The organism is Sphingomonas sp. Leaf22, from assembly GCF_001421715.1.
In the GTDB taxonomy this organism is placed as follows: Bacteria; Pseudomonadota; Alphaproteobacteria; order Sphingomonadales; family Sphingomonadaceae; genus Sphingomonas.
Genome location: NZ_LMKP01000001.1, coordinates 287,691 through 300,490, shown reverse-complemented (window position 1 = coordinate 300,490; position 12,800 = coordinate 287,691). Strand labels below are relative to the sequence as shown.

Here is a 12,800-nt window from a genome sequence, read left to right as displayed (position 1 = left end):
GCCAAGACGCGCACAGGAATATAGCGAAATGCAGCCCAAGGTGCCGGCGGATCGGGAAACTATCGGGGGGCGCGGCGCAAAGCCCTTTCGCTGCGGTGCGTGGTAGGCTAGGCGACGAAGCATGCAAGCCGTTTCCGTCGTGACACCTACGCACTTGCGTTCCCACCTGTTGCGCGAATCGATCGCCAGCGTTGCGGCCCAGACGATGCAGCCGACAGAGCTGCTCGTCGTGGATGATGCGAACGATCCGGCGACGCAGGCGGTGGTTGCCGAGGCCGATGCCCGGTTTCCTTTTGCAGTGCGGTATATCGCGAACGATGCGGGCGGCGTCTGCCATTCGCGTAACAAGGGCGCGCAGGCGGCCACCGGCCAGTGGGTCGGCTTTCTCGACGACGATGATCTCTGGCATCCGCCCTTTCTCGAACGGCTGGTCGGGCTGGGCGAACAGAAGCGGGTCGGCCTCGTGATCAGCGGCCTGTTGCACCATGAGGACGAACATAGCGTCAAGCCGCGCGCGCAGCTGACCGGCCTGACCGCGGATACCGCGCTGCTGCAGAACGGGTCGATGACGGGCAGCAACTTCGTGATCGATCGGGCCGCCTATGCCCGGGTCGGCGGGTTCGATCCGGCGGTGACGGTGTTCAACGACTGGGACTTCTTCGTCCGCCTGCTCGACGCGGGCGTCACCTATGCCGTAGATCCCGAACCGCTGGCCGAATGGCGTTTCCATCCCGGCGATCGCATCGCCACGCCGTCGCTGCGCCGGGCGGCAGGCATCGGCTTCTTCCTCGACCGGCATGGCAAGCGCATGTCGAAACAGGTGTGGCGCGATCTGGAAACGACGATGCTCGGCATCCGTCGTATCCATACGAAGAGCCGGTTCGAAAAACTGATACTGAGCGCGCAGCTGGTGCGCGCGCACGGGCCGGTACGCTATCTGAAGCGCATCCTGCACCGCTGACGCATAGTGCCGGACGACCGACGATCGGGTCGCCGGCCCGGATTACGATGAAAGTGAGACAGACTGGTGGATATCGCTGAAGCCAAACGGCGGGCTCAGGTCGGGCCGAAAGCCTTGCTGGCGCGGCGCGCCTTCACGCTGACGATCTCGCTGGTATCGACGTTCACTATCGCCCGGCTGGTGTCGCCGACCGACTATGGTCTGGCGAACATGTCGCTCATCATGCTCGCCTTCGCGGTCACGCTGCGCGATTTCGGCATGACCAACGCGTTGATGCGCAAGGGCAGCATCAGCCAGGCGGAAATGAGCTTCGTCTTCTGGTTCAATTCGACGACCACCGTGCTGCTGACCGTCGCGATCGGGATCGCATCGCCGTGGATCGCCGAATTCTACGGCCAGCCGATCATCGTCTGGACCATCCTGGCGTCGCTGGTCGGGTTCCTGTTCAGCGGGATCGCGTCGCAGTACAAGGCGATGCTGTCGCGCAACCTGCAATTCAAACGCCTCGCGCTGATCGATTCCGCATCGCTGTTCATCGGCTTCCTGTCGACGCTGGTGCTCGCCTATCTCTACCGCAACGTCTGGGCGATCGTGCTGGGCAACGTCGCGCAGCTGGTCAGCGGCGCGATCATGTATGTCGGCAGCAACCGGTGGAAGCCCGATCGTCCGGCCAGGCCCGACAATCTGCGCGAGTTGCTGGCATTCGGTGCCAATACCTCGATCTATTCGCTGGCGCTGTTCGCTGCCGGCAACGCCGCCCCGATCATCATCGGCCGGTTTCTGGGGGCAGCACCGCTCGGCCAGTTCAACCGGGCCCAGGCGCTGTTCCAGATCCCGACGCTCAACATCGTGCAGCCGATCGCACAGGCCACCCTGCCCTTCCTCGCCCGGATGCGCCCGCATCCCGACGAATATCGCACCGCCTATCTGGGGCTCGTCCGGCGGCTGTGTACCTTCCTGATCCCGGCATCGGCGGCGCTGTGCATCGTCGCGGTGCCGCTGGTCCGCACGCTGCTCGGCGACCGCTGGCATGATGCCGGGCTGGTGCTGGCGCTGCTCGCCCCGTCGCTGGCGGCGGTCGGGTTCGGCTATGCCGCCGGCGACCTGTTCGTGTCGCAGAACCGGTCGAGCGAGCTTCGGACGCTGGGCGTGGTCGACATGATGGTGCGCATCGTCGCCATCCTGATCGGCGTGCAGTTCGGCATCGCCGGCGCGGCGGTCGGGTTCAGCGTGGCGTCGATCTTCATGGCGTTCGTCCGCGTCTTCGCATCGGGCCGGACCGGGCCGGTCGGCGGCCGGGACCAGCTTCGCTCCGGCCTGCCGGGCCTGTTGCTCGGCATCGTCGCCGCGACCGGGGCGGCGCTTGGCCTGCTACTGTCCTATCAGTTCCTGTGGTCCGATGCGGTCACGTCGATCGTCGGCTTTGCGGTCGGCGGCGTCTGCACGCTGACGTTTGGCCTGATCGTCCGGCCGACGCGTGTCGCGCTGATCGATCTGTTCGATGCGATCGGGCTGGGCAAGATCGTGACGCTGACCGGTCTGCGGCGGTTCGCGGTGAAGTAACAGCCCCCGCGGCCCAAGGAGAACCGGACCATGAAGATCGCCCCGCTCCTCCTCGCGCTGTCGATATCGGCCATACCGGCCGCCGCGGCACCACGCCGCGACAGCCATGCGTTTCTGGAGCAGGGCCGGTGGTGGGGCGTGAACGTCAGCGGTCTGGAGTTCAAGGAATCGCTGCCGGTCAGGCCGCAGGACATCGATTTCTACGCCGATGCCGGTGCGAAAAGCATCCGCCTGCCCGTCAAGCGCGCCCGGCTCGACACACCGGAAACGCTAGCGGCGCTCGATGCGCTGATCAGGCGCGGGACGGCACGCGGCATGTTGATGGTCATCGACGAACACAGCTATGGCAATATCGGCGACCCGGAGATCCGCGACTTCTGGCTGCGGATGGGACGCCGGTATCGCGGCCAGCCGCTGGTCGCGTTCGACCTGCAAAACGAACCGAAGGGCGGGACATGGGTTAGCTGGGGCCCCGACGCCCGCGACCTGATCCATGCACTGCGCAAGGCGGGGGTCGACAACCAGCTGATCCTCGAATGGCGCGGATGGTCGGGGTTCGGCCGGGCCGATCGCGGCGAGCCGCCGAAACGGGCCTGCGAAAGCGCTCTGTGCAGCCTGAACCGCGGCGGTATCTTCACGCTGGCCGATCTCGACCCGCTGAAGCGTACCTGGCTGTCGCCGCACCGCTACTTCAATCGTGGCGGCTCCGGCGCGACGCCGGAATGCCGCCCCTATCCGGCGACCGGGCCACTCGGCAATTCCGTGAAGGCGGCGCGTAAGCTCGGCATGCGGCTGTATGTCGGCGAATTCGCGTTCGGCCGGGCCAAGACGGTGCCGAAGACGTGTCAGGCGATGGTCGACGACATCGTCACCTTCTTCCGCGCCACGCCGGAAGTGGTCGGAGGCGCGGCATGGGGCTGGGGTCCGCGCTGGTCGAAAACCTATCTGTTCCGGGGCGAGAGCATCGGCGACCGTGCGAAAAGCTGGGACACCGAAAATGGCTGGCTGATCCGCTCGCTCTGGGCGAAATAGCGCGCTGTCCGCCAGGCGGGACACAGCATCGTCAGCGTATTCACGGCCGCTCCCGATTGATCAACCGTTAGCGATGCGGCGCGACGGGTCGGCATCGCGCATCGCCGCGCGGCGGATTGCCGCTGCCAGCGTATCGGGTGCGCTGGGCTTCGGACACACCATCGCCTGCGGATAGCGTTGCCGCAGATCGGCATCGTCGGCATGACCCGAATGGAAGATCAGCGGTACCCCGGCGGCGTGGAGCCGGTCGGCCGCCTCGAACACCGTACCATCGGCCAGACGGACATCGAGCACCGCAGCGGCGAATGCGGCGTTGAAGCGATCGACCGCCTCCTGCGCCTCGACCAGCGTCATGCACGGCCCTTCGACCGCGAAACCCGCCGCTTCGATCGTCGCCTGTACGTCCAGCGCGATGAACAGCTCGTCTTCGACGAGCAGGACCGGATCAGTCATGCAGCAACACTGCGGTCGGCAGGCGGATTTCCAGCCGGAACACCCCATCCTCGACCATGTTGTGCATCGTGCCGCGAAGCTGCCGCACGCTCGTTTCGACCAGCACGGACCCGAAACCGCGCTTGCCCACTGCCGGCTTTTCGATGCCGTCCGCTTCCTCGGTCCATGTCAGTTCTATTCCCCCGTCCCCAACCCGCCACCGGACCCGAAGGCCCCGTAGGCCGTCGCTGCCCAACGCCCCATATTTCACCGAATTGGTTGCCCATTCGTGTAGAACGAGCGCCAGCGGCGAAAGGCAATTACGATTGAGTGCAACGACCGGACCATCGATTTCGATCCGTGCATGATCGCGATACGGCGCAAGGGTCGTTTCGACGATGTCGTCCAGCCCCACCGCCTGCGGCTGACCCGCCGGCGACGCCAGCGAATGCGCCGACCCCAGCGCCGCGATCCGGCGACGGATATCGTCCGCAAAGCCCGGCACGTCGTCATAACTGCGCGACGCGATCGTGATCATGCCCGCGATGACCGCGAACAGGTTCTTCACCCGGTGGTTCATCTCGCGCAGCATCAGTTCGCGCGTTTCGGCGACGACATATTCGGGCGTCACGTCGATCGACACCCCGACCAGCCGTTTCGGCGCGCTGCCAGCGACGATCCGCCCGAACCCCTTTACCCAGCGCGTCTCCCCATCGGGCCCACGGACGCGAAAGGTCGCCTCGTAATCGCCGCTGCGTTCGATCGCGCGGCGCAGCGCCGCCTCGACGTTGCTCCGGTCGTCCGCGTCGATCCGGTCGAGCAGCGTCGCGATATCGTCGGCATCGTCGTCGTTCAGCGAGAACAGGGCGCGCTCGACCGGATCGAGCACCAGTTCGCCGGTTTCGGGCGCATATTCCCACACGCCGATGCCCGCCGCCTTGATCGCGATGTCGAGCCGCTCGCGCTCGGCGGCCAGTTGCCGTTCCAGCGTCAGCGCATCGGTGATGTCGGTCAGCACCAGCGTGGCACCATCGACGGCACCGCTCTGTTTGCGATAGGGCAGGACGCGCATCGAGAAGACGTGCTGGCCATCGACGGTGTGGACCCGCCGCTGACGAGGCGCGGCACCGCCAACGACCGCGCGGGCATCGTCGAAATGATCGGACCCCTGCAACCGGCTGGCGACGTCGGTCAACGGCCGGCCGCGATCGGTGGGTTTCAACGGGAAGATCGTCGTCGCCGCGTCGGTGTAGCTGCGGACCTTCATCTCGGCGTCGAGCACCACTACCGCGAGTTCGGTCGATTCGAAGAAGTTGCGCAGGTCGGAATTGGCGACGGTAAGCTGGTCGACCTTGCTCTTCAATTCGTCGTTGACGGTCGACAGTTCCTCGTTTGTCGACTGAAGTTCCTCGTTCATCGACATCATTTCTTCGTTCGAGCTTTTCAGCTCCTCGTTCGCCGTCTCCAGTTCCTCGATCGCCGAGCGCAGGCGGTGGCGGGTGAGGCGCAGATCGTCCTCCAGCGCCTCCATATGGTCCTGCCCCGCCTCCAGATCGCGCAGGTCGTCACCATCGGCCGGGCGGAACGAACCGGTTTCGCGGAACACGAACAACAGCGTACCGTCGCCCAGCGGGTCGCAAATCACCTCGATCGGCTGCGTCCCGTAATCGGTCTCGACGTCGACATCGCGCGCGACCGTGCGCCGCTTTTCGTCTCGCGCCTGCCGCAACAGCGGGCCGATGACGGTGCGCAATCCCGGCCGCGCCAGATTGACGGCGCTGCTGCCCCCGGTTCGCGTCACCGGAAATTCGAAATAGCGGCTAAGCTTGCCATAGGCCGACACAATGCCCCCGTCCTGATCGACGATCAGGCTGGGCGGTGCATAGCGTTCGACCATGCGCCGGATCGCGGTCGCCTCGCTGCCCAGCGACCGGCTGTCGGTCCGGTCGCCGCGTTCGCGCCGGACGACGGGTGGATAGGTGTTGGCCGGCAGGTCGATGGGATAGCTGGTCGCGCCCGCTGTGCGGACGAACACCCGCGCCGATGGATCGACCGCCTGGAACAGATGTTCGAACCGGCCGACGCTTTCCGATGGCCCGAGGAACAGATAGCCGCTCTCGCGCAACGCGAAGTGGAACAGTGGCACGACCGATTGCTGCAGCCGATCGTCGAAATAGATCAGCAGGTTGCGACACGACACCAGGTCGATCCGCGAAAACGGCGGGTCCTTGACCAGGCTGTGGTTGGAAAACCGGATCATGTCGCGGATTTCCGGTGTGATCGAGAACCGGTCCGTATGCGGCACCGTGTAGCGTTCGCGCAGCGCCGGCGGCAGGTCGACCAGTGCCGAGATCGGATAATTGCCTGTACGGGCGATGCCCAGCATCTGTTCGTCGATATCGGTCGCGAAGATCTGCACCGCCAGCGGCTGGCCGCTCGCGCGGGCGGCCTCGGCGAACAGCATCGCGATGGTATAGGCTTCCTCACCGCTCGAACAGCCAGGGACCCAGACGCGCAGATCCTCGTCGCCCGGACGCTGCGCCATCAATGGTTCGATGACGCGCACCCGCAATTGCTCGAACGCTTCGGGATCGCGGAAGAAGCGGGTGACGTTGATCAGCAGATCGCGGAACAGCGCCTCGCATTCGCCGGCATCGCCGCGCACCCGCGACAGATACGCACGCCCGGTATCGATGCCCAGCACATGCATCCGCCGTTCGACCCGGCGGACGAAAGTCGATCGCTTATACCCCGAAAAGTCATGGCCGATCGTCGATCGCAGTACCCGGCACAGTTCGTCGACATGATCGGCGACGACACCGGCCTCGCGCTCGGCCGGATCGCTGCGCCGCCGCTGGAAAAAGCGTTGCAGGCATTCGAGGATCTCGCCCGGCGGCCGGACGAAATCGGTCATGCCGGTGCCCACCGCCGACAGCGGCATTCCGTCGTACCGCGCGCTTTCGGGCTGTTGCACGACGCAGACGCCGCCATTTTCCTTGATCGCGCGCAGCCCGGTGGTGCCATCGGCACCGGTGCCCGACAGGATCACGCAGGCGGCGTTCGATTGCTGGTCGCTGGCCAGCGACAGGAAGAAATCGTCGATCGGCCGGCGAAGCCCGCGCGGCTGCTGGAATTCGGTCAGCTCCAGCACGCCGTCACGCACGGCAAGGCCCCGGCCGGGCGGAATGATGTAGACGGTATCGGCCTCGATCCGTTCGCCGCCCGCACTTTGCAGCACCGGCAGCACGGTGGTGCGGTCGAGCAGTTGCGCCAGCATGCTTTCGTGATTGGGGTCGAGGTGCTGGACGATGACGAAGGCAAGCCCGGTCGGCAGCGTCGCCGGAGCCAGCATCTCGCGCAGGGCCTCCAGCCCGCCGGCCGACGCACCGATGCCGACGATCGGCACCGCCGTCTGCGGCGCGGCATCGGGCCGCGACGTCGTCACATCATGCACCGGGGGCGGACTCCAGATCGGCGAGCATCATTTTCGCCTGTGCCACGATCGCGGCGCTGTTGGCGATGGTCAGCAACGTACCCTCGATCACGATTCCGGCATCGCCCGCGATCGGGACCAGCTTGCCCAGCGTCGCGCGCAGTTGCTCGTCATACTCGGCCAGCAATTCGGGCTGCGACCGGCTGACGTCGAATTGCGACGCGAAGACGAAATCGCACCGCCCGTCGATCCCGCGCAACCGCGACATATATAACAGGTTGACGAATGGCCGCCCATCCTTGCGGAAGTTGACGATCGGCGTCCGCACGTTGGTCTGGTCGGACTGCGCCAGAAACTCGCGCAGCCGCGCACGCGGCTGGACGTTCGTCGCCTCGCGCTGGAGCAGCCGGCAATTGCGGCCGACCACATCGTCGGCGCTATAGCCGGTCAGCGCGGAGAACGGATCGTTCACCATCAACAGATGGTGGTCGTCATGCGCCGAAGCGACGGCCAGAGCGACGCGCGACTGTAACAGATAGTCGACGAGCGACCGGGGCAGTTCCTGTTGCACGGGCACTCCTTCTTCGGTCGCGGATTACCCGCAAAGCCGGAGGGATAACAACCCGCGTCGCGGATGTGGACGGAACCGCGTCGCCGATGGACATGCCATGACCGCAAACCCGGCGAATGAGAATTTAATCCGGATCATATTTGCGGTAGGAACATTACATATAGCGAGCATTTACTGGCGAAACCGGCGGGCCATGCCCAGATCAGGATCACCTACCCGCATGTTGGACATTCCCGCCGCGTCGGCGCTGGATACGCAGGCCCTGCCGGGCTTCCTAGCCGGTAGCGGGGACTGTGCCGCGCTGATCGCGGCGCATGACTGGTCGCGGACGCCGCTCGGACCGATCGATGGGTGGCCGCAGCCCCTGCGCACGACGCTCGCCCTCGCGCTCCGCTCACCGGTTCCGATCGTGCTGTTGTGGGGCGCGGACGGGGTGATGTTGTACAACGATGCCTATTCGGTCTTTGCCGACACGCGGCACCCACGGTTGCTGGGGTCGAACCTCCGGGAAGGCTGGCCGGAAGCCGCCGCCTTCAACGACCATGTCATGGACGTCGTGCTGGCCGGCGGGACGCTGCGCTACCGCGATCAGGAAATGACGCTGGCCCGCAGCGGCCGGCCCGAACGGGTCTGGATGGACCTCGATTATTCGCCGGTACTCGACGAAGCGGGGGTGCCGGCGGGCGTCCTCTGCATCCTTGCCGATACGACCGAACGGTTTGCCAGCGTCCGCCACAGCCAGTTCCTGCTGTCGCTGTCCGACGCGCTCCGGCCGCTAACGACGCGCCGGGACATCACGACCGTCGCCTCCGAACGCATCGCCGAATGGCTCGATGCATCGCGGGTATTCTATGCCGAGATCGGCGTCGATGGGCGGATGGTCGTCGAACGCGATTATTGTCGCGGCGTGCCGTCGCTCGCCGGCGTCCATTCGCTCGACGCGTTCGGCCCCGGTCTGCTCGACGCCTATCGCAGCGGCGTGCCGCTGGTCGTCGCCGACGTGGCGGGCAACATGGCCCTGAACGACGAAGCCCGTGCCGGTCTGGCCGAACGGCAGGTCGGGGCGTTCGTCGACGTCATGCTGTTCGACAAGACCGATCGCGTCGGCGTGCTGGCGGTCCAGTCGGCCCACCCCCGCGCGTGGACGGCGGCCGAGGAACATCTGGTCCAGGAGGTTGGCGAGCGGGTCAAGAGTGCGGTCGAACGCGCCCGCGCCGAGGAAGGGCTGCGCCGGCTGAACGAGACGCTGGAGGAACAGGTCGCGATCCGGTCCGCCGAGCGCGACCGGCTGTGGAACCTGTCGCAGGACATGCTGGCCCGCGCCGATTTCGCGGGCATGATGTCGGCGGTCAGCCCGGCATGGACGCAGATCCTGGGATGGAGCGAGGCCGAACTGCTGTCGCGCAGTCATGCCAGCTTCACGCATCCCGACGATATCGCCCACACGGCGGCGGCGATCGCCGGCATGGCGAGGACGCGCCAGCCGACCCGGTTCGAAAACCGGTTCCGGACCCGCGACGGCGACTGGAAGCATATCGAATGGACCGTCGCGCCCGAAGCCGATGGTAGGAACTTCGTGGCGGTCGGCCGCGACCTCACCACCGCCAAGGCCCGCGAAGCCGATCTGGAAGTGGCGCGCGAGGCATTGCGGCAGAGTCAGAAGATGGAGGCGATGGGCAGCCTGACCGGCGGCGTCGCGCATGATTTCAACAATCTGCTGACCCCGATCATCGGCTCGCTCGACATGCTGGTCCGCAAGGGCGTCGGCACCGATCGCGAGCGGCGGCTGATCGGCGGTGCCCTGCAATCGGCCGAGCGTGCCAAGACGCTGGTCCAGCGCCTGCTGGCCTTTGCCCGCCGCCAACCGTTGCAACCGACCGCGGTCGATGTTGCAAGGGTGATCGACAGCATGGCCGGGCTGATCGGATCGACGCTGGGCCCGACGATCGCGATGCGCATCGATCTGGCCGACCTGCCCCCGGCGCGCGCCGACCTGAACCAGCTCGAAATGGCGTTGCTGAACCTGGCGGTGAACGCGCGCGACGCGATGTCCGACGGCGGCACGCTGACGATCAGCGCGCGACACGAAACCGTCGTTTCGGCAACCAGGGGCGATTTCGCGCCGGGCCGGTATGTCCGGTTGAGCGTCGGCGACAGCGGCATCGGCATGGACGAGGAAACCCGTCGCCGCGCGATCGAACCGTTCTTTTCGACCAAGGGCGTCGGCAAGGGGACCGGGCTGGGACTGTCGATGGTCCATGGCCTGACCGCGCAGCTGGGCGGCGGGCTGACGATCGACAGCACCCCCGGCCACGGGACGGTGGTCAGCCTGTGGCTGCCGGTCAGCGAGACGGCGATCTGCGCCGACGAACCGATCGTCGACATCCAGCCGCTATCGGGGCGGCGCGGCACCGCCCTGCTGATCGACGACGAGGAACTGGTCCGTATGAGCACGGCGCACATGCTGTCCGACCTCGAATACCGCGTGGTCGAAGCCGCGAGTGCCGAAGATGCGTTGCGGATGATGGGCGACGGGCTGTGCCCCGATATCGTCGTCACCGATCACCTGATGCCGGGTATCAGCGGCGCGCAACTCGCCCGGATGCTGAAGGTCACCCATCCGCTGCTGCCGGTCCTGATCGTATCGGGCTATGCCGAGGAAGACGGCATCGATTCCGATATCCCGCGCCTTACCAAACCGTTCCGCAACGACGAGTTGCAGGCGAGCCTGACGGCGCTCTCCGCGACGGTCGCGGCCAGCGAGGACCTGATCCGGATCATCGAACTGGCCTGATCTGGTCGGTGGTCCGCGCGGCGACGGTCCGCCGAAAGGCGACCATGACCGGCGGCGGACGACGGCTACCGGGTCGGGCGTGAGAGGATGTAGGCGGCGCAACCCGCCATCAGCACCGCCACGCCGCCGCCGAGCAGCAGGCCCGGCCGCGCGCTCCACAGGAACATCGCATAGCCGATCGCGATGCCGCCACACGCCATAGCCTTCGCCCGTCGGCCGACCGCCCCGTGCCGCCGCCATGCGGTCAGCGTCGGCCCGAAGCGCGGATGATCGAGCAGCCACCGCTCCAGCCGCGGCGACCCGCGCGCGAAACAGGCGGCGGCCAGAATCAGGAAGATCGTCGTCGGCATCACCGGCAGCAGCGCGCCGATCACCCCCAACAGGACGAAGCACCAGCCAAGCACGATCCAGCCGAACCGCACCAGCCGTATCCGGCGCTTCATCGGTTCAGGAAAAACGGGCGGCACCATGATCGACACCCTACCGCGTGCCCAACGATCCCGATACCGCCGAAGCTGAACGGAAGGTTGATCCGGCAGGGCTAAAGACGATTCGCGACAATCGCGCGACGCCAGTCATGGTTTAAATCGATTAACACCTGCCGATTTCATCGTTTCGGCCATGGATTGATCGGATACCGCGAACGCTTCGTCGCCGATGAACGGCGGTTGCGTTGACACGTCGTCGCATCACGGCGAAGAGCCGGTCCGAGTTTAGCCGGTCCGGCGATTTGCGCTTTCGAGAAGCAGGTAACGGACGGCGAGACGTGGGGGTTCCTGACGGCCGCTCTATTTTGTCCGCGTTTCTGCGGCCGATGGCGGGCACCCTTGCGCACTAGCAGTGAGTGGGAATGAATAAGCGCTGGTCCGTACTGGTTTTGTGGAGCCTGACCGCAGTAAGCGGCGTCGCGAGTGCCCATGTCGCGATGAGCACGGATTCCGAACCAGCGGTTGCCCTGCAACCGACACCAGTTGCCGACGTCCCTGCCCCCGTCGCCTTTGCCGCACCCGTCCCGGTGGTACAGGCCCTTCCCGAGGCCGAACCGGCCCTCTCCGAAACCTCCAGCCTCGACAAGCGCGAAGTCGAATGCATCGCCAAGGTCGTCGTGCACGAAGCCGGCAACCAGCCGCATCGTGGACAGGTCGCCGTGGCGCAGGTCATTCGCGCCCGCATCAACAGCGGCCGCTTTGCAGACAGCGCCTGTGGCGTCGTCAAGCAGCGCGGTCAGTTCTTCAACGTCGACGCCTATGACCCCCCGCGCAACAATGGCCGCTGGGACAACGCCGTCGACATCGCCAAGCGCACGTTGAGCGGCAAGGGTGAAGACGTTGCCCCCGGCGCACTGTTCTTCCATTCGGCCGGCGCGTCGATGCCGAGGCGCACGCGCGTCACCCAGATCGCCGACCACACCTTCTACCGCTGATCGACGCCACCTGCCCCGGCAGGATCGCGTTTCCGCAACGCCCGCGCTGAGCCACGCTCGAGCGGGCGTTGCTGTTTGCGGGGTAGCGCGGTGACCCTAGCGCCTTTCATTGCCGTCACCGTTCGGCGTCTTTCCCTCTCCCTGCGGGAGAGGGAGCGAGCGGCGCAGCCGCGGAAGGGTGAGGGCGATCACGTCTGACCGAACGGGACTTCGGAAGAGAAACGGACACCCCAAGCCCGTCCTCAGCGCGCGCTGCCATCCTCGCCCGGCTGCTCGTCGCCGAACCGTGCCGCCTGCGCCGCTTCCCAGCGCCTGCACACCGCCGCGCGTGGCGCGTCGAACCCGAGCTTCCCCGTCAGCGCCACCCATGACGCGATCGGCGCGCGCAACGGCTCGGTCAGCGGCGACGGCGGCAGTTCGTCGAACCACGCCCCGATCGCGTGTGCGTTGAAGACGCTCAGCAGCAGCGTCGCCGTCGCGATGACGCCGGTCATCCAGCGCCACGGCCGCACCGTGTCGATCGGGTCCGCCGGCACCAGCACCGGCGATCCGACTTCGGCGATCTCTCCCTGTTCGGCACCGGTGGTCATC

At 66.3% G+C, this 12,800-nt stretch carries 10 protein-coding genes; 5 read left to right on the top strand and 5 right to left on the bottom strand.

Annotated features, from left to right (window positions below; genetic code table 11):
* Positions 1–121 precede the first annotated feature (121 nt).
* The 3 genes from ASE70_RS01420 to ASE70_RS01410 all read left to right on the top strand — a co-directional run bounded on the left by ASE70_RS01420 (position 122) and on the right by ASE70_RS01410 (position 3,556).
* Positions 122–961 carry a glycosyltransferase family 2 protein gene (locus ASE70_RS01420; protein WP_082450492.1) on the top strand — a complete coding sequence of 280 codons (840 nt, stop codon included), beginning with the start codon at positions 122–124 and terminating at the stop codon, positions 959–961.
* A 66-nt stretch (positions 962–1,027) separates the two neighbouring features.
* Positions 1,028–2,524 carry a lipopolysaccharide biosynthesis protein gene (locus tag ASE70_RS01415; protein ID WP_056403771.1) on the top strand — a complete coding sequence of 499 codons (1,497 nt, stop codon included), beginning with the start codon at positions 1,028–1,030 and terminating at the stop codon, positions 2,522–2,524.
* Positions 2,525–2,554: 30 nt separating this feature from the next.
* Positions 2,555–3,556 (top strand): glycoside hydrolase family 5 protein, encoded by a 1,002-nt coding sequence (locus tag ASE70_RS01410; RefSeq protein ID WP_056403774.1) that lies wholly within the window; start codon positions 2,555–2,557, stop codon positions 3,554–3,556.
* 60 nt (positions 3,557–3,616) lie between these two features.
* Here ASE70_RS01410 and ASE70_RS01405 read toward each other — a convergent pair whose 3' ends face one another.
* Genes ASE70_RS01405 through ASE70_RS01395 form a run of 3 tightly spaced genes read right to left on the bottom strand, consistent with a single transcriptional unit; the run spans position 3,617 to position 7,992 of the window.
* Positions 3,617–4,009 (bottom strand): response regulator, encoded by a 393-nt coding sequence (locus ASE70_RS01405; protein ID WP_056403777.1) that lies wholly within the window; start codon positions 4,007–4,009, stop codon positions 3,617–3,619.
* Positions 4,002–7,442: a CheR family methyltransferase gene (locus tag ASE70_RS01400; RefSeq protein ID WP_268795529.1), complete on the bottom strand. Its 3,441-nt coding sequence runs from the start codon at positions 7,440–7,442 to the stop codon at positions 4,002–4,004. The genes ASE70_RS01405 and ASE70_RS01400 overlap by 8 nt, the downstream gene beginning before the upstream one ends.
* Positions 7,435–7,992, bottom strand: coding sequence for a PAS domain-containing protein (locus tag ASE70_RS01395; RefSeq protein ID WP_056500569.1), 558 nt, complete (start codon positions 7,990–7,992; stop codon positions 7,435–7,437). Before ASE70_RS01395 ends, ASE70_RS01400 begins: the two co-directional genes overlap by 8 nt.
* Positions 7,993–8,212: 220 nt before the next feature.
* Here ASE70_RS01395 and ASE70_RS01390 point away from each other — a divergent pair, with 220 nt between their 5' ends.
* The gene (locus tag ASE70_RS01390; RefSeq protein WP_056500567.1) at positions 8,213–10,786 is read left to right on the top strand and encodes an ATP-binding protein; all 2,574 of its coding nucleotides are present in this window, start codon (positions 8,213–8,215) and stop codon (positions 10,784–10,786) included.
* A 65-nt stretch (positions 10,787–10,851) separates the two neighbouring features.
* On the opposite strand, the gene ASE70_RS01385 is transcribed toward ASE70_RS01390, so the two are convergent.
* Positions 10,852–11,229, bottom strand: coding sequence for a YbaN family protein (locus ASE70_RS01385; RefSeq protein WP_056500563.1), 378 nt, complete (start codon positions 11,227–11,229; stop codon positions 10,852–10,854).
* 407 nt (positions 11,230–11,636) lie between these two features.
* On the opposite strand from ASE70_RS01385, the gene ASE70_RS01380 reads away from it, so the two are divergent.
* Positions 11,637–12,209 carry a cell wall hydrolase gene (locus ASE70_RS01380; RefSeq protein ID WP_082450490.1) on the top strand — a complete coding sequence of 191 codons (573 nt, stop codon included), beginning with the start codon at positions 11,637–11,639 and terminating at the stop codon, positions 12,207–12,209.
* A 242-nt stretch (positions 12,210–12,451) separates the two neighbouring features.
* Here the strand turns inward: ASE70_RS01380 and ASE70_RS01375 are convergent, their stop codons facing one another.
* Positions 12,452–12,799 carry a hypothetical protein gene (locus ASE70_RS01375; protein WP_056500556.1) on the bottom strand — a complete coding sequence of 116 codons (348 nt, stop codon included), beginning with the start codon at positions 12,797–12,799 and terminating at the stop codon, positions 12,452–12,454.
* Position 12,800: the final 1 nt, after the last annotated feature.